14 protein-coding genes and 1 riboswitch are annotated in these 16,015 nt (G+C 73.5%); of the genes, 11 read left to right on the top strand and 3 right to left on the bottom strand.

Annotated features, from left to right (window positions below):
* Nucleotides 1-28 precede the first annotated feature (28 nt).
* From C7M71_RS03135 to C7M71_RS03095, 9 genes are all read left to right on the top strand, one after another.
* A complete protein-coding gene (locus C7M71_RS03135; RefSeq protein ID WP_229758504.1) occupies nucleotides 29-982 on the top strand; it encodes a DUF881 domain-containing protein in 954 nt (317 codons plus the stop codon).
* The gene (locus tag C7M71_RS03130) at nucleotides 979-1,311 is read left to right on the top strand and encodes a small basic family protein (RefSeq protein WP_111494679.1); all 333 of its coding nucleotides are present in this window, start codon (nucleotides 979-981) and stop codon (nucleotides 1,309-1,311) included. The genes C7M71_RS03135 and C7M71_RS03130 overlap by 4 nt, the downstream gene beginning before the upstream one ends.
* Nucleotides 1,312-1,390: 79 nt before the next feature.
* Nucleotides 1,391-2,380, top strand: a complete 990-nt coding sequence (locus C7M71_RS03125) for a DUF881 domain-containing protein (RefSeq protein ID WP_229758503.1) — start codon at nucleotides 1,391-1,393, stop codon at nucleotides 2,378-2,380.
* Between the two features lie 115 nt (nucleotides 2,381-2,495).
* Complete coding sequence (locus C7M71_RS03120) at nucleotides 2,496-3,392, top strand: FHA domain-containing protein (protein WP_407675852.1); 897 nt, start codon at nucleotides 2,496-2,498, stop codon at nucleotides 3,390-3,392.
* Nucleotides 3,393-3,552: 160 nt separating this feature from the next.
* The gene (ftsR, locus tag C7M71_RS03115) at nucleotides 3,553-4,245 is read left to right on the top strand and encodes a transcriptional regulator FtsR (protein ID WP_111494358.1); all 693 of its coding nucleotides are present in this window, start codon (nucleotides 3,553-3,555) and stop codon (nucleotides 4,243-4,245) included.
* Nucleotides 4,246-4,333: 88 nt separating this feature from the next.
* Nucleotides 4,334-4,810, top strand: coding sequence for a bifunctional nuclease family protein (locus C7M71_RS03110; RefSeq protein ID WP_111494352.1), 477 nt, complete (start codon nucleotides 4,334-4,336; stop codon nucleotides 4,808-4,810).
* A 210-nt stretch (nucleotides 4,811-5,020) separates the two neighbouring features.
* Nucleotides 5,021-5,671, top strand: a complete 651-nt coding sequence (locus tag C7M71_RS03105) for a MerR family transcriptional regulator (protein WP_175607622.1) — start codon at nucleotides 5,021-5,023, stop codon at nucleotides 5,669-5,671.
* Between the two features lie 141 nt (nucleotides 5,672-5,812).
* The gene (locus C7M71_RS03100) at nucleotides 5,813-6,544 is read left to right on the top strand and encodes a SanA/YdcF family protein (RefSeq protein ID WP_111494354.1); all 732 of its coding nucleotides are present in this window, start codon (nucleotides 5,813-5,815) and stop codon (nucleotides 6,542-6,544) included.
* A gap of 51 nt (nucleotides 6,545-6,595) precedes the next feature.
* Nucleotides 6,596-8,152, top strand: a complete 1,557-nt coding sequence (locus C7M71_RS03095) for a DNA polymerase IV (protein ID WP_114914146.1) — start codon at nucleotides 6,596-6,598, stop codon at nucleotides 8,150-8,152.
* A gap of 92 nt (nucleotides 8,153-8,244) precedes the next feature.
* Here C7M71_RS03095 and C7M71_RS03090 read toward each other — a convergent pair whose 3' ends face one another.
* Nucleotides 8,245-9,390 (bottom strand): DUF2382 domain-containing protein, encoded by a 1,146-nt coding sequence (locus C7M71_RS03090; RefSeq protein ID WP_229758502.1) that lies wholly within the window; start codon nucleotides 9,388-9,390, stop codon nucleotides 8,245-8,247.
* A 272-nt stretch (nucleotides 9,391-9,662) separates the two neighbouring features.
* A riboswitch (glycine riboswitch) is annotated at nucleotides 9,663-9,767 on the top strand.
* Between the two features lie 254 nt (nucleotides 9,768-10,021).
* Here C7M71_RS03090 and gcvP point away from each other — a divergent pair.
* Nucleotides 10,022-12,940 (top strand): aminomethyl-transferring glycine dehydrogenase, encoded by a 2,919-nt coding sequence (gcvP, locus tag C7M71_RS03085; protein WP_111494725.1) that lies wholly within the window; start codon nucleotides 10,022-10,024, stop codon nucleotides 12,938-12,940.
* Between the two features lie 133 nt (nucleotides 12,941-13,073).
* Here the strand turns inward: gcvP and C7M71_RS03080 are convergent, their stop codons facing one another.
* Nucleotides 13,074-13,271, bottom strand: coding sequence for a DUF5999 family protein (locus tag C7M71_RS03080; protein ID WP_111493106.1), 198 nt, complete (start codon nucleotides 13,269-13,271; stop codon nucleotides 13,074-13,076).
* A 250-nt stretch (nucleotides 13,272-13,521) separates the two neighbouring features.
* Entirely contained in the window at nucleotides 13,522-14,133 is a 612-nt protein-coding gene (locus C7M71_RS03075; RefSeq protein ID WP_229758500.1) for a hypothetical protein, read from the bottom strand.
* 360 nt (nucleotides 14,134-14,493) lie between these two features.
* On the opposite strand from C7M71_RS03075, the gene C7M71_RS03070 reads away from it, so the two are divergent.
* The gene (locus tag C7M71_RS03070) at nucleotides 14,494-15,999 is read left to right on the top strand and encodes a glutamate--cysteine ligase (protein ID WP_111493107.1); all 1,506 of its coding nucleotides are present in this window, start codon (nucleotides 14,494-14,496) and stop codon (nucleotides 15,997-15,999) included.
* Nucleotides 16,000-16,015 lie beyond the last annotated feature (16 nt).

Below are 16,015 nucleotides of genomic sequence, written 5' to 3'. Positions count from 1 at the left end.
CCCCTGTCGACATGCGACGATGTCCCGCATGCCGGAGAAGCGGACGACCCGAGAGCCCGACGCGCGGTACGCGCGCCCGGACGCCTCCATGTCGCTGCTGACCAATGTCATGGACAACACCCTGGACGACGGGTATGCCGAGGCGGCGCGTCGCCGGGGGGAGTACGGGACCAGCCGGATGCCGTCCGCCGCACGGGGCCGCCTGGTGCTGGTGGTCGGCCTGGCGCTGGCGGGGGTGGTGATCACGGTGGGCGGGGTCCAGTCCCACAAGGCCGCGTCGACGCTGGCCAGGGAGCGGCAGGAGCTGATAGATCGGATCAACGGTGCCAACTCCTCCGCCGACCGCCTCCAGCGTGACATCGAGCAGTTGCGGACCCGGGTGGACACCGCGCAGCGCCAGGCGCTGCGGTCGACGGGGGAGGACCAGCGGTTGCAGCAGTTGGGGGTGGAGGCCGGGACCGTGGCCGCGTCCGGACCGGGGGTGAAGCTGGTGGTGGACGACGCGGCCGAGGCGACCGGCGGCGGGGGCGGTACCAACCCGCGGGACTCCAGCGGCTTCGGGGACAGCGGCCGGGTCCGCGACCGGGACCTCCAGCTGATCGTCAACGGCCTCTGGGTCGCGGACGCGGAGGCGATCTCCATCAACGGCCAGCGGCTCACCGCACTCTCGGCGATCCGGGCCGCCGGTGACGCCATACTCGTCGACAACAGACCGCTGGTGCCGCCGTACACCGTGCTGGCGATCGGAAACGGCAAGCAGTTCAGCACGGCCTTCCGGGACAGTGTGGGAGGCCGCTACCTCAAGCTGCTCCAGGACAACTACGGGATCCGGGCGAGCATCTCGGTGCAGGGGAAGGTCGAGGTGCCGGCCGCGACCGGGGTGACCCTGCGCTATGCCTCGCCGGTCGGAGCAGGGACGGCCGGCGCAGGGACGGCCGACGCAGGGACAGTCGGAGCAGGGACAGGAGGAGCAACACCGTGATTGCCGTACTGGGGCTCGTGATCGGCGTCGTGCTGGGGCTCGTGGTCCAGCCCGAGGTGCCCGACGCCGTCGTGCCCTATCTGCCGATCGCCGTGGTGGCGGCACTGGACGCCGTCTTCGGCGGTCTGCGGGCGATGCTGGACGGGATCTTCGATGACAAGGTGTTCGTCGTATCGTTCCTCTCCAATGTGGTCGTCGCGGCCCTGATCGTCTTCCTCGGCGACCAGCTCGGTGTCGGCTCCCAGCTGTCGACCGGCGTGGTGGTGGTGCTCGGCATCCGGATCTTCTCCAATGCCGCGGCCATCCGCCGCCATGTCCTCCGTGCGTGAGGGCCGGGCAACGGTACGGACGACCGAGCGACACGATGAACGCAGCGACAGGGAACAGCGCGGCCGGGCGGGAGCACGGGTGAGTCAGGACGAGAGCGAGCCGAGGCGCGGGGACGCCGCCGACGGGGCGCCCCCGGAGCAGCCGGGCGCGTTCGGACCGCCAGAGCAGGGGGACCGCCGCGAGCAGCCGTCGGCGCCGGAGCAGCCCCCGGCGGCGGGCGGGCCCGAGGCGGGGACGACCGGCCCGGAGGAATCGGAGCAGCCGGGGCAGCCGGAGCAGCCGGGGCAGCCGGAGTCGGACGGGCCCGACGGCGACGCCGACCGGCCGGACACCGGCGGTGCGCCGCCGGACGGCCGCCGCCGACTGCTGGCCGCCGCCTGGCCGCCCCGCGTGTCGCGGGCCCAGCTGGTGGTCGCCGTGCTGCTCTTCGCACTCGGGCTGGGCCTCGCCATCCAGGTCAGCAGCACCAATGACCAGAGCCAGCTGCGCGGCGCCCGCCAGGAGGACCTGGTGCGCATCCTGGACGAGCTCGACGGCCGCCAGCAGCGGCTCCAGCAGGAGAAGCACCAGCTGGAGCAGTCCCTGGCGCAGCTGGAGACCAGTTCCAACCAGGCCAAGGAGGCGCAGGCGCAGACCCGCCGCAAGGAGGCCGAGCTCGGCGTCCTGGCGGGAACGGTCACCGCGACCGGGCCCGGGATCACGCTGACGATCAGGGACCCCGGAGGCGGCGTCAAGGCGGATATGCTGCTCGATACGCTGCAGGAACTGCGAGCAGCGGGGGCGGAGGCGATTCAGATCAACAACGTGCGCGTGGTGGCGGACACCTACTTCACCGACCCTTCCTCGGGCGGCGTGCAGATCGACGGAAAGAGCGTGTCGCAGCCCTACGTCTTCACCGTGATCGGGAATCCTCAGGATCTGCAGCCGGCCCTCAACATCCCCGGCGGCGTGGTGCGTACCCTGGAGAAGCAGCAGGCCACGGCCAGCATCGCCGAGGAGGAGAAGCTCACCGTGGACGCCTTGATCCAGCCGAAGACGCCTGAGTACGCTCGGCCGGCGCAGCCATGACCGATGGCCTCGAACGCCCCCGGTGCCACCTGCTGCCGGCGCCTCCGCCAGACTGTCCCACGACCACTCCACCTCGCCCCGCGGGCGGGTCTGTCTCATGCAAGGGGATTCGCCCGTGAGTCTGTTCTCGAAGCTGTTCGGTCGCAACTCCCGCCGTGGCGCCGCCGAGGCGCCGACGGCGCGGCACCGCCGCGCCGGTGAGGAGCCCGGTGGTGTGCCGGGCATGCGCGGTGCCCCGCAGGGCGACGAGTTCGCCGCCCCGTCCGGCGACCGTCCGCTCTTCCGCGACCAGGCCGATGGGCAGCCCGGCGGCGAGCCGGGTGGCCGTACCGGTGCACACGGCGCGTCGGTTGACCCTTCGGGCGGGCCGCGCATAGGTTTCGACGCAGGACCCTCAACCTCTGGTGGAGGGTTTGCCCCCGACCCCTACGCGTCCGCCGCCCAGCAGGGCGGCCCGCGCCAGGAGGCTGCGAACGCCATGGCTGCGACGGTGTGCACCCGGTGCGGGAACCACAACCCGGAGGCGGCCCGGTTCTGCTCCAACTGCGGAGCGCCGCTGCGCGGCGGCCTGGCGGCGGAGCGGCCCGCCGAGACCACCTCGACGATCTCCATCTCCGGTCTGGAGTCCTACGACCCGGACGCCACCGGCACCGGCACCCAGCCGGCGCTGTCGCCGGAGGTGCTGGCCGCGATCGACGCGCTGCCCGCCGGGTCGGCGCTGCTGATCGTCCGTCGCGGTCCCAACTCGGGCAGCCGCTTCCTGCTGGACTCCGACCTGACCACCGCCGGGCGCCACCCGGAGAGCGACATCTTCCTGGACGATGTCACCGTCTCCCGGCGCCATGTGGAGTTCCGCCGTACGCCGACCGGCTTCACGGTGGCCGACGTGGGCAGCCTCAACGGCACCTATGTCAACCGCGAGCGGATCGACGAGTGGACGCTGTCCAACGGCGACGAGGTGCAGATCGGCAAGTACCGGCTGGTGTTCTTCGCCGGCCACCGGGGGTTCTGAACCAGACCTACCGGGAGGAGCAGACCCAGTCGTGCCCAGTGAGCCAGTCGTACGGGGCGACACCGCTGCCCGCCGCCCGCCCGCTGTGGCGAAGGTGGTGGCCCAGGCCCTGCCCCCCGTGGACCGCGTTCCGGCGCGGTCCACGGTCCGGGACCAGCTGATGAGCATCGGCGCTGTGCTGGCGCTGCTCCGTGACGACTTCCCCGAAGTGACCATCTCCAAGATCCGCTTCCTGGAGGCGGAGGGGCTGGTCGAGCCGTCGCGGACGCCTTCGGGGTACCGGAAGTTCAACCCCGCCGATGTGGAGCGGCTGGGCTATGTGCTGCGCATGCAGCGGGACCACTATCTGCCGCTGCGGGTGATCCGGGACCACCTGGACGCCATGGACCGGGGTGAGGCGCCTCCGGCGCTGCCCGGCCCCGACCAGCGGCCCGGGCCGGTGGAGGAGGCCGAGCGCGAGCTGGGCCCCGGTGTCGGCCCGGGCGGCGTCCGGCTGGGCCGGGCGGAGCTGCTGGCCGCGGCGGAGGCGGAGGAGGCCGAGCTGCGCGAGTGGGAGTCCTATGGGCTGGTCAGCGCGGGGTCGGACGGCGGCTATGACAGCGAGATGCTCCAGATCGCCCGGCTGGTGGCCGAGTTGGGCAGGTTCGGTCTGGAGCCCCGCCATCTGAGGGCGGTCCGGGCCGCCGCCGAGCGTGAGGTGGGGCTGGTCGAGCAGGTGGTCGCGCCGCTGCGGCGGCACCGCAACCCGCAGACCCGCGCCCATGCCGAGGCCACCGCGCGGGAGCTGGCGACGCTGGCGGTGCGGCTGCACGCGGCCCTGGTGCAGGCCGGGTTGCGGGCGCTGTCGCCGTGACGGCGCCCGCCGCCTACGCTCCGGCACGCCGGGCGGTGAGTCCGGGCTGCGCTTTCATATCCGGGGCGGGGGCCATAGGGTTGCTCTTGTGAACGAGCTCGACGTCGTGGGTGTCCGGGTCGAGATGCCCTCCAACCAGCCGATCGTCCTGCTGCGGGAAGTAGGGGGCGACCGGTACCTCCCCATCTGGATCGGACCTGGGGAGGCCACCGCGATTGCCTTCGCGCAGCAGGGGATGACTCCTCTCCGGCCGCTGACCCACGACCTCTTCCGCGATGTCCTGGAGGCGGTGGGGCAGCAGCTCACCGAGGTGAGGATCACCGACCTGCGGGAGGGCGTCTTCTACGCCGAGCTGGTCTTCGCGAGCGGCGTGGAGGTGAGCGCCCGGCCGTCCGACGCGATAGCGCTGGCGCTGCGCACCGGCACGCCGATCTACGGCAGTGACGGTGTGCTCGACGAGGCCGGTATCGCCATTCCGGACGAGCAGGAGGACGAGGTCGAGAAGTTCCGCGAGTTCCTCGACCAGATCTCGCCGGAGGACTTCGGGAGCACCGGGAGCCAGTGACGGCGCACCGGCGCTCGAACCGATCTTCGGTGATCATTTTGCCAAAAGGTTCACTCATACCCACACTAAGGGCACGCGAAACCACTCCCGAGGTTGACTTCCCCCGGCATGCCCAGCGTGGCGATCGTTGACGCGCCCCTGGCGACTGCCTACCGTCGAGAGTGTGCCCGGTGTCCGACGGCCCCGGGGGACGAGTGGACGGAGGTCGGCGTGAGCAGCACCGGCGACAGTACAGCCGCAGGTGGCTCCTGCCCGATCCATCCGGCGCGGGGTGACCGCCGCCCGGTACGGCACGCCTGGGAGGCGCGGGTGTCGGAGGTGCCCCCGCCGCCGTCCGAGCCGCGATCCATGCACCCGGAGCCCACCTCGGGCCTGGTCGGCTTCCGTGGCCCGACGGCCTGCTCGGCGGCCGGGATCACCTATCGGCAGCTCGACTACTGGGCCCGCACCGGGCTGGTCGAGCCGAGTGTGCGCCCCGCCCAGGGCTCGGGCAGCCAGCGGCTCTACAGCTTCCGCGACATCCTGGTGCTCAAGATCGTCAAGCGGCTGCTGGACGCCGGGGTCTCCCTGCAGAACATCCGAGTGGCCGTCACCCATCTGCGCTCCCGGGGCGTCGCCGACCTCACCGGGATCACGCTGATGAGCGATGGCGCGACCGTCTACGAGTGCACCTCGCCGCATGAGGTGGTCGACCTGCTCCAGGGGGGCCAGGGCGTCTTCGGTATCGCCGTGGGCGCGGTCTGGCGGGAGCTGGAGGGTTCGCTGAGCAAGCTGCACGCGGAGCGTACCGACACCGGGGAGACCGTGGTCGCCCAGGACCCCGCCGACGAGCTGGCCCGCCGCCGCAACCGGGCCGTCTGAGCCCGCAGCCCACGATGACGTGCTGACGTGCGCGAAGGCCCGGACGGGGAACCGTCCGGGCCTTCGCGCACGTCCGCACCCATACGGGGAGATCACGCGGGCGAGGGGCAGGGGGAAGCGGTGCGCGGAGGGAGGCCCCGGATGAGGGCGGCGGGTACCGGACGGCTTCGGGCGCTGCCCAGGGCCGCCGCCCGGTGGGTGCGGCGGCGCCTGCCGGCCACCCGGCGGGGCCGCCGCCGGGCCTTCCAGGCGGTGGTGCTGCTCAGCGTCGCCGCGCTCGCCCCCGCCGGCTGGCTCTGGCTCGGCACCGGGGACCGGCTCCGCAGCGTGGCCACGGCCCCGGCCGAGCCGGTCGCGGTGGTCTTCGGCGCGGGTCTGCTCGGCGGGCAGCCCTCGGAGTACCTGGCGCAGCGGCTCGCCACCGCCGTGCGGCTGTACCGCGCGGGCAAGGTGCAGGCCATCCTGGTGACCGGCGACAACAGCCGCACCGACTACGACGAGCCGACCGCGATGCGCGACTACCTGCGCCGCCAGGGGGTGCCGGAGGTGCGGATCGTGCTGGACTACGCCGGCTTCGACACCTGGGACTCCTGCACCCGGGCCCACCGGATCTTCGGCGTCGACCGGGCCGTCCTGGTCAGCCAGGACTTCCACATCCGGCGGGCGGTCGCCCTCTGCCGGGCGGCCGGGATCGACTCCTACGGCGTGGGTGTGCCCGGACCCCATGACGCCACCTGGTACTACGGCGGGATCCGGGAGATCGCCGCAGCCGGCAAGGCGGCGCTGGAGGCCGTGGTGCGGCCGGACCCCCGGTTCCTGGGACCGGCCGAGCCGGGTGTCGCCCGAGCCCTGGCCGCCGCGCGGAGCCGGTAGCCGTCAAGCGGTTCCGGACGGATGTCCGACCCGTGAGGGATCATCGGCAGTGTGCGCTCCCTGCCGACGATCCTGCATCTGGACATGGACGCCTTCTTCGCCTCGGTGGAGCAGGCGTCCAAGCCCAGCCTGCGCGGAAAGCCGGTGATCGTGGGCGGGCTGAGCGGCCGGGGCGTGGTGGCGACGGCGTCGTACGAGGCCCGCCGCTTCGGTGTGCACTCGGCGATGGCGATGGCGCACGCCCGCCGGCTCTGCCCCAATGCGGCGTTTCTGGTGCCCCGGTTCGAGCTCTACCGCCAGGTGAGCGAGACCGTGATGGGGCTGCTGCGGCAGCTCTCGCCCCTGGTGGAGCCGCTCAGCCTGGACGAGGCTTTTGTGGACCTGGCGGCAGGCCCCTACGGCGAGCTCCTGGAGGCGGCGGCCGAGGCGGGCACGGGAGCCGAGCTGGTCCGCGCCCTCGCCGAGGACCTGCGCGCCGACATCCACGCGGCCACCGGTCTCACCGGCTCGGTGGGCCTGGCCGGCTGCAAACTGCTGGCGAAGATCGCCTCGGAGGAGGCCAAGCCCGATGGGCTGGCCGTGGTGGAGCCGGGCAGCGAGCGGGCGGTCCTGGGCCCGATGCCGGTCAGGGCGCTGCCCGGGGTCGGCCCGGCCACCGCGGAGACGCTGCGCCGCGCCGGGCTGGCCGTCGTCGCGGACGTCGCCGCCGTGGACCAGGCGGAGCTGGTGCGGCTGCTGGGCAAGGCGCACGGGGCCTCGCTCCACGCGATGGCGCTAGGGCTCGACGACCGGCCGGTGGTGGCGGACCGGGACGCCAAGTCCGTCTCGGTGGAGGACACCTTCGAGGTGGACCTGGTGGAGCGCGACCGGATCATCCGCGAGGTGGACCGGCTGGCCGAGCGGTGCGTCCGGCGGCTGCGCGCGGCAGGGCGGTCCGGCCGCACGGTGGTGGTGAAGGTGCGGCGGTTCGACTTCAGCACCCTGACCCGCTCGGAGACGCTGCGGGCGCCGACCGACGACCCCTCGGTGATCGCGGAGACGGCCCGCAGGCTGGTGGAGCAGGTCGAGGTCACGGGCGGCGTACGGCTGCTCGGGGTGGGCGTGTCCGGCCTTGCCGACTTCACCCAGGAGGACCTCTTTGCGCAGGCCGCCCGGTTGTCGGAGGAGGAGGCGGACGGCGCGGGGCAGGGCGACCTCGGGGACGGTGACCACGGTGACCACGGCGGTCACGGCGGGAGTGGCGGCGAGGCCGGGGGCACGGGCGACGGGCGCACGGGCGGCGGGGGTACGGGCGACGGGGGCGAGGCCGCGTACGGCGGTCCCGGTGCGCCGAGGGCCTTCCACCCGGGCCGGGCCGCCGAGCCGGTCGGGGACGCCCCTGCGGCCCGCCGATGGCTGCCGGGATACGACGTGCAGCACGCCGAGTTCGGGCCCGGCTGGGTCCAGGGCAGCGGGGTGGGCCGGGTGACGGTCCGCTTCGAGACCCCAGGCTCGGCCCCGGGCAGGGTGCGGACCTTCCTGGTGGACGACCCGGACCTGCAGCCCGCGCCCGCCCCGCCCCTGCCCGCGACGGCGCCCGGTCACCCGGTCGGCCACCTGCCGGGGTAGGGAGGTGGCCGACCGGGTGACCGGGGTGTCGGGCTGGGTGCGGTGGCGCGCATGGCGCGCGGTGCCGGGGCGCGGGCGGCACCGCGTCCGGGTCAGGCGATCGGCTGCTCCAGGTGCGAGGACGGACCCGAGCCGTTGAACTGCACCACATGGGGGGAGTCGGGCGACCCGCCCAGGTCGGTCCGGCCGGTCGCGCCGCCGTCGTGCACCTTCACCTGCTCGCGGCGCAGCTGGGTGCGGACGACCTCCTCGTGGGTGACCCGCTCCACGACCAGCCGGACCCGCTCGATCGGCACCATCCGCTTGCGGACCACCGGGCGCTCCTCGCGCAGGGTGACCTCCTCGACGGCCTCGGTGATGTCCTCGTCGCTCAGCCCGGCGAGTTCGGCCTCGGTGACCGGCACCCGCTCGATCCGCACCCGCTCCCGGACCACCGGGATACGGCGCTCCACCTCCTCCGTCACCACGTACTTGCGCAGCCGGGCGGTGCCCAGGACGTGCCATTCGGTGGTCACCTCCACCCGCTCCTCACGGCAGACCACGTCCAGGTGCGAGGGGCCGGGCCGGGTCGTGGCGGAGGACTCCTGCCGCGCCGCCGAGGTCTGGGCAGGGCCGGGCTCGGTGAACCGGGGGGCCGCGTGGATGTGCTCGACCGTGCTCGGCCGGTGCGCGGACGCGCTCTGGTCCTCCGATGCCAGGCGTGCCCGGGCGGCCGTCTCCTCGGTGCGGCGCGACTCGGCCGCCTGGGCCGCCTGGGCCTCCTGGTGCGGCCGGGCCTCCTGCGCCGCTGCGGGCGCCTGGGCCTGGGTCTGGGCCTGCGACTGCGACTGCGACTGGGCCTGGTCCTGGGCGGGGCCGGCGGCCGGCACCGCGCCGAAGTCGCGGTCCGGCGCGGGCTGCGCCGCACTCTGCGGCGCGCGGCCGCCGGGGGCGTCGAGGCCGTAGTAGCGGTAGAGCTGCATCTCCTGCGCGGGCGAGAGGTGCTGGCCCGCGCCGAAGTCGGGGGAGTCCTTGATGAGCGACTTCTCGTACGGCACCCGCAGCTGGTCGCCGGAGAACTCGCTTGCGTTGAGCGGGACGAAGGCGTCGCGGCCGAAGACGCCGGTGCGGACCGCGGCCCACTCGGGGCGGCCGGTCGCGTCGTCGAGGTACACCTCGTCCACGGTGCCGATCTTGTCCCCGTTCCGGTCGACGGCCTTGTGACCGATCAGGTCCCGCGGATCGATGTCGGTCTGCACGGTTCCTCCAGTGCGGTTCCCCGGCGCAGGCGCCGGCGGGCCCCGAGGGCCGGGGCGGTGGGTGAGTAGCAGGCGGTCACACCGCCATCTCACACCAAAAGGCATATTTGTCCCGCTGTCGACCTGGGGAGGGCCGAGCGGGATTCCAGTGGACCGTTCGGGGGTAGCAGAGGTCTTCCGGCGCCGGGCTTCCGGTGCCGGTCGCCGCCGCTGGTGGTGACGCGGTCGACCCGGGGTGCGCGGGGGTCCGCTGGTACTGTGGGGATGACCGTCGAGCCCGTTCGGGAGAGTCCTCACGCCCCCGCATCGACGGGGCGCGGCGCCGAAGGAGCAACTCCTCCCCGGAATCTCTCAGGCATCCGTACCGGACGGGCGAGGTCACTCTGGAAAGCAGGGGCGGGCGCGGCCGGTGCAGAAGCCGGCGGTCGGCCCCTCACCGACGGTGCAAGCCGGCGGGCACGGGCACGGGTCGCAACCCCCGGGCGCGGGCGGGCCGGTGAAGCTCTCAGGTTCCGATGACAGAGGGGGAGGCCGTCCGGGCACGCACGCCCCGGCCGCCGGCCCCGTAGGACGCCGGTGCCCGTACGCGCGCGAGCCCCTACCGGTCCGTGACCAGGAGGCCTCAAGCGCCATGAATGCCGACCAGACGATCGCGCGCTCCCGCGCCGCGACCGCGGCGACCCTTGCCCAGCTGGAGCAGGCGAGCCCCTTCGAGAACCGCCACATCGGCCCGGACCGGGCCGAGCAGGACAAGATGCTGGCCCACGTCGGCTATGGCTCGCTGGACGAGCTGACCGCCGCCGCCGTACCGGAGGCGATCCGCAGCCTCCAGGGCCTGGACCTCCCCGGAGCCCGCTCCGAGGCCCAGGTGCTGGCCGAGCTGCGCGAGCTGGCCGACCGCAACCAGGTGCTCACCCCGATGATCGGCCTGGGCTACTACGGCACCTTCACCCCGCCGGTGATCCTCCGCAATGTGCTGGAGAACCCCGCCTGGTACACCGCCTACACCCCGTACCAGCCGGAGATCTCGCAGGGCCGGCTGGAGGCGCTGCTGAACTTCCAGACCATGGTCGCCGACCTCACCGGCCTCCCCACCTCCGGCGCCTCGCTGCTGGACGAGGGCACCGCCGCCGCCGAGGCCATGGCGCTCTCCCGCCGCATGGGCAAGGTCAAGGGCGGCGTCTTCCTGGTGGACGCCGACTGCCTGCCGCAGACCGCCGCCGTGATCGGGACCCGCGCCGAACCCACCGGGGTCGAGGTGGTCGTCGCTGACCTCTCCGACGGCATCCCGGCCGAGGTCGCCGAGCGCGGCGTCTTCGGTGTGCTGCTCCAGTACCCGGGCGCCTCCGGCGCCGTGCGCGACCTGGCCCCGCTGGTGGAGCAGGCCCATGCGCTGGGCGCGGTGGTCACCGTCGCCGCCGACCTGCTGGCCCTCACCCTGCTCAGGTCCCCCGGCGAGCTGGGCGCCGACATCGCGGTGGGCACCACCCAGCGGTTCGGCGTGCCCATGGGCTTCGGTGGCCCGCACGCGGGCTATATGGCGGTCCGCGCCGAGTACGCCCGCAGCCTGCCCGGCCGCCTGGTCGGCGTCTCCGTCGACGCCGACGGCAACCGCGCGTACCGGCTGGCGCTCCAGACCCGCGAGCAGCACATCCGCCGCGAGAAGGCCACCAGCAACATCTGCACCGCCCAGGTGCTGCTCGCCGTGATGGCCTCCATGTACGCCGTCCACCACGGCCCCGACGGCCTGGCCGACATCGCCCGCCGCACCCACCGCTACGCCGCCGTGCTCGCCGAGGGCCTGCGCGCCGGCGGGGTGGAGCTGGTGCACGGCGCCTTCTTCGACACCGTCACCGCCCGGGTGCCCGGCCGGGCCGCCGAGGTCGTCGCCGCCGCCCGCGCGGGCGGGGTCAACCTCCGCCAGGTCGACGCCGACCAGGTCTCCATCGCCTGCGACGAGACCACCGGCCGCGAGCAGCTGGCCGCCGTCTGGGCCGCCTTCGGGGTGCCCGCCGGCGACGCCGACGCCCTGGACGCCGCCGCCGGCGAGGTGCTGCCGGAGGCGCTGCTGCGCACCGACGAGTACCTCACCCACCCGGTCTTCCACAGCCACCGCTCCGAGACGGCCATGCTGCGCTACCTCAAGCGGCTGGCCGACCGCGACTATGCGCTGGACCGGGGCATGATCCCGCTCGGGTCGTGCACCATGAAGCTCAATGCCACCACCGAGATGGAGCCGATCACCTGGCCGGAGTTCGGCCAGCTGCACCCCTTCGCCCCGGCGGAGCAGGCGGCCGGCTACCTCACCCTGATCCGCGAGCTGGAGCAGCGGCTGGCCGAGGTCACCGGCTATGACGCGGTCTCCCTCCAGCCGAACGCCGGTTCCCAGGGCGAGCTGGCGGGCCTGCTGGCCGTCCGCGCCTACCACCGCGCCCATGGGCAGCAGCAGCGCGACGTCTGCCTCATCCCGTCCTCCGCGCACGGCACCAACGCCGCCTCGGCGGTGATGGCCGGAATGCGCGTGGTCGTGGTGAAGACCGGCGCCGACGGCGACGTGGACGTGGCGGACCTGCACGCCAAGATCGAGCTGCACCGTGACGCGCTCGCCGTGCTGATGGTGACCTATCCGTCCACCCATGGCGTCTTCGAGGAGAACATCACCGACATCTGCGCCGCCGTGCACGAGGCCGGCGGCCAGGTCTACGTGGACGGCGCCAACCTCAATGCGCTGGTGGGCCTCGCCAAGCCGGGCAAGTTCGGCGCGGATGTGTCGCACCTGAACCTGCACAAGACCTTCTGCATCCCGCACGGCGGCGGCGGTCCGGGCGTCGGCCCGGTGGCGGTCCGCGCCCACCTGGCGCCGTACCTGCCCAACCACCCCCTCCAGCCGGAGGCCGGTCCGGCGACCGGCGTCGGCCCGGTCTCGGCTGCGCCCTGGGGCTCCGCCGCGATCCTGCCGATCTCCTGGGCGTATGTGCGGCTGATGGGCGGCGAGGGCCTGCGCCGGGCCACCCAGGTCGCGGTGCTGAGCGCCAACTACATCGCCAAGCGCCTGGCGCCGTACTACCCCGTGCTCTACACCGGGCCGAACGGCCTGGTCGCGCACGAGTGCATCATCGACCTGCGGCCGCTGACCAAGGCGACCGGGGTGAGCGTGGACGATGTGGCCAAGCGCCTGATCGACTACGGCTTCCACGCGCCGACGATGTCCTTCCCGGTGGCCGGCACGCTGATGATCGAGCCGACCGAGAGCGAGGACCTGGGCGAGGTCGACCGGTTCTGCGAGGCGATGATCGCCATCCGCGCCGAGATCGAGAAGGTCGGCGCGGGCGAGTGGCCGGCCGACGACAACCCGCTGCGGGGCGCCCCGCACACCGCCGCGCTGCTGGCCGGCGAGTGGTCGCACCCGTACGGGCGCGAGCAGGCGGTCTTCCCGCAGGGCGTCGACCCGGCGGGCAAGTACTGGCCGCCGGTGCGGCGGATCGACGGCGCCTACGGTGACCGCAACCTGGTCTGCTCCTGCCCGCCGCTGGACGAGTACGGCTCCTGACCCCGGTCGGAGCCCGGTCGCAGCGCCCGTTCGGAGCGCATGGAGGGGCGGGGCGGCGCGTTGCGCGCCGCCCGCCCCTCCGCGTGTCCGAGCGCCCCTTGGACCCGCCTGGACCCGCTTGGGCCCGCGCCGGTCAGGCCGCGCCGGCGGCGGCCAGCGGGCGGTGCGGCGCGATCACCCGGCCGTCGGGCAGCAGCTCACCGGTGTCGTCGAAGACGAGCACACCGTTGCAGAGCAGACTCCAGCCCTGCTCGGGGTGGCAGGCCACGGGGCGGGCCGCCTCGCGGTCCGGGGAGTCGGCCGATGGGCACTCAGGTCGGTGCTGGCACATTGTCGTACCCTCGCTTCGCAAGTTTCCGGTCTCCGCGCGGCAGTGTGCTGCCCCGTGCCGGGAATCACTCTCCACGGCAGGTGTGAGCCGTTCGCTCACGGGGTAAGACAACCACCTTTCCGCGCTGGTTCCCAGTGTCTGCATCAAGAGACCATCCCGCAGCCCTTTGGTGATATGCGCCACACCCCCGAGCCCGAGATCACCCGTTCGGATGTCCGGGGGCGCATCCCGGCGACCGTCGTACGCGCTGTCACCGGCCCGCGACGGTGAGCGCCTCCGGATCGGCGGGCGGTGCCTCACGGGCGCCCTTGGCGGGCGGCGCCACCGTCCGCCGGAAGAGGTCCAGCAGCTCGGCCGCCGGATAGGCCCGGTGCGCGGCTATGCCGAGCGGCGCGGGCGCCAGCGGGATCAGCAGGTCGGTGCCGCCCGGCCGCAGGGCGTGCAGCCAGAGCGCCGTGGTGTACAGGGTCGGTACGGACAGCAGCCGTGGCTGGTAAGGGCCGGTCGCCGTCGCGGTGGCCCGGCGGGCCTGCTGGAGTGCGCGCAGCGTCGCCTCCAGGTAGGGGCCCTCGGCGAAGTGCGAGAAGGCGTGGCCGTCCGGGGTCTCCAGGGTCTCGGCTGCGGCGACCACCTGGTCACCGCAGCGGATCAGGAACCGCCAGCCGGTCCGGGGCGCCGTCTCCAGCGCCGTGCCGGCCCGCAGCAGGTGGACGGGGAGCGGATGTGCGGGCAGCGGTGGGTGCTCCGCGTCCGGCGACCGCAGGGCGGGCGCGGTGACATGGCGCACCGCGCTGGGCGACGCGAGGGCGGTGAGGACGGAGCGCAGCGCTCCGTCGGGAGGCTGGGGGAGCTGGAGGGTCATGGCGGGTCGCCTCTCCGGTTGAGATCGGCGTGCAGGCGCTGGGCGAGGGTGCCGTGCTGTGCCGGCGAGCGTGTGGCGCGCGGGCGGCGGCGGGCCGATCCTCGGGAGGACCGGCGGGCCGGGGCCGGGCGCGGCTCTGTGACTGCCGGCTGTGACTCTTGTATGGCGGTCCGCCGCCGGGCGCAAGAGGACCTCCGGTCCGTGGGTTCCCGAAACCGGTCATCTCACGCGTGCCCAGCGGCCCGGGGGTGTGATCCGCGTGGCGGCGGAAAGGTGCTCCGCCGCAGCTGAACGGCTCGGCTATCGATCACGCCCCCGGGGCATGATGCAGGCACGGTGCACCGAGGAGGGATGGCGCCCATGGGCGAGAAGGTCGCGGCCGCTGGTTCCGACCTGTCCGACCGGCAGCTCTACCGCAGAAAGCTCAGGACCTGCCTGGAGGCCCTGGAGCGGATGCTGCGGGAGAGCCGCTTCGACCGCCCGCGCGCGGTGATGGGACTGGAGATCGAGCTCAACCTCGCCGACGAGCAGGGGCTCCCGGTGATGCGCAACGAGCAGGTGCTGCGGGCCATCGCCAGCCCCGACTTCCAGACCGAGCTGGGGCAGTTCAACATCGAGGTGAACATCGCCCCGCACCGGCTGGGCGGCCGGGTCTTCGAGGAGCTGCGCGAGGAGATCGATACCGGGCTGCGGTACGCCGACCGCAAGGCCGCCGAGGTGGGGGCGCGGATCGTGATGGTGGGCGTGCTGCCCACGCTCACCAACGACCACGCGGTACTGGACAACATGTCCCGCAACGACCGGTACAGCCTGCTCAACGACCAGATCCTGGCCGCGCGCGGCGAGGACATCGTGCTGGACATCGACGGGGTGGAGCGGCTGGAGGTGGAGTCGGCGTCCATCGTGGCCGAGGCCGCCTGCACCTCCCTGCAACTGCACCTCCAGGTGACGCCCGAGCGGTTCCCGGCGGTGTGGAACGCGGCCCAGGCGCTGGCCGGTGCGCAGGTGGCGGTGGGGGCGAACTCGCCGTTCCTGTTCGGCCGGGAGCTGTGGAGGGAGACCCGGCCGGTCCTCTTCGAGCAGGCGTGCGACACCCGGCCCGAGGAGCTCAAGGCGCAGGGCGTCCGGCCGATCACCTGGTTCGGCGAGCGCTGGGTGGACTCGGCGCTGGAGCTCTTCGAGGAGAACGTCCGGTACTTCCCCTCGCTGCTGCCCATCTGCGACGACGAGGACCCGGGGAAGGTGCTGGCCTCCGGCGGGGTGCCCAGCCTGGCCGAGCTGCGACTGCACAACGGCACCATCTACCGCTGGAACCGCCCGGTCTACGACGTCGCCGACGGGGTGCCGCACCTCAGGGTGGAGAACCGGGTGCTGCCGGCCGGGCCGACGGTGGCCGACACCCTGGCCAACACGGCGTTCTACTACGGCCTGGTGCGCTCGCTGGCCGAGCAGCCGAGGCCGGTCTGGACGCGGCTGCCGTTCGCGCTCGCCTCGGAGAACTTCCACGCCGCGGCCCGGGCCGGTATCGACGCGGTGCTGCACTGGCCGCGCCAGGGGCGCGGCGGGCGGGTCGGCCCGCCGGTGCGGATCCCCGCAGTGGAGCTGGTGCTGGAGGAGCTGCTGCCGCTCGCCGCCCAGGGTCTGGACGCCTGGGGGGTGGAGGCCGCCGACCGGGACCGCTACCTGGGCATCATCGAGGCGCGCTGCCGCCGCCGGACCAATGGCGCCTCCTGGCAGAGCGCGACCTTCCACCACTTCCGGGACCGCTATGGGCAGGACCGGGACTCGGCGCTGGCCGCGATGACCCGGCGGTACATGGAGTACATGCGCAGCGGGGACCCGGTGCACACCTGGCCGGTGGGCTGAGCCGGGGCCTGGGTCC

The organism is Peterkaempfera bronchialis (assembly GCF_003258605.2).
Taxonomy (GTDB): domain Bacteria; phylum Actinomycetota; class Actinomycetes; order Streptomycetales; family Streptomycetaceae; genus Peterkaempfera; species Peterkaempfera bronchialis.
This window is presented reverse-complemented; position numbering and strand designations above follow the sequence as displayed.

Bases quoted from the DNA above. Each gene is read 5' to 3' on its own strand.
- C7M71_RS03135 (WP_229758504.1), top strand. From the start codon at position 29: ATGCCGGAGAAGCGGACGACCCGAGAGCCCGACGCGCGGTACGCGCGC.
- ftsR (WP_111494358.1), top strand. From the start codon at position 3,553: ATGAGCATCGGCGCTGTGCTGGCGCTGCTCCGTGACGACTTCCCCGAA.
- C7M71_RS03100 (WP_111494354.1), top strand. From the start codon at position 5,813: ATGAGGGCGGCGGGTACCGGACGGCTTCGGGCGCTGCCCAGGGCCGCC.
- gcvP (WP_111494725.1), top strand. From the start codon at position 10,022: ATGAATGCCGACCAGACGATCGCGCGCTCCCGCGCCGCGACCGCGGCG.
- C7M71_RS03080 (WP_111493106.1), bottom strand. From the start codon at position 13,271: ATGTGCCAGCACCGACCTGAGTGCCCATCGGCCGACTCCCCGGACCGC.
- C7M71_RS03075 (WP_229758500.1), bottom strand. From the start codon at position 14,133: ATGACCCTCCAGCTCCCCCAGCCTCCCGACGGAGCGCTGCGCTCCGTC.
- C7M71_RS03070 (WP_111493107.1), top strand. From the start codon at position 14,494: ATGGGCGAGAAGGTCGCGGCCGCTGGTTCCGACCTGTCCGACCGGCAG.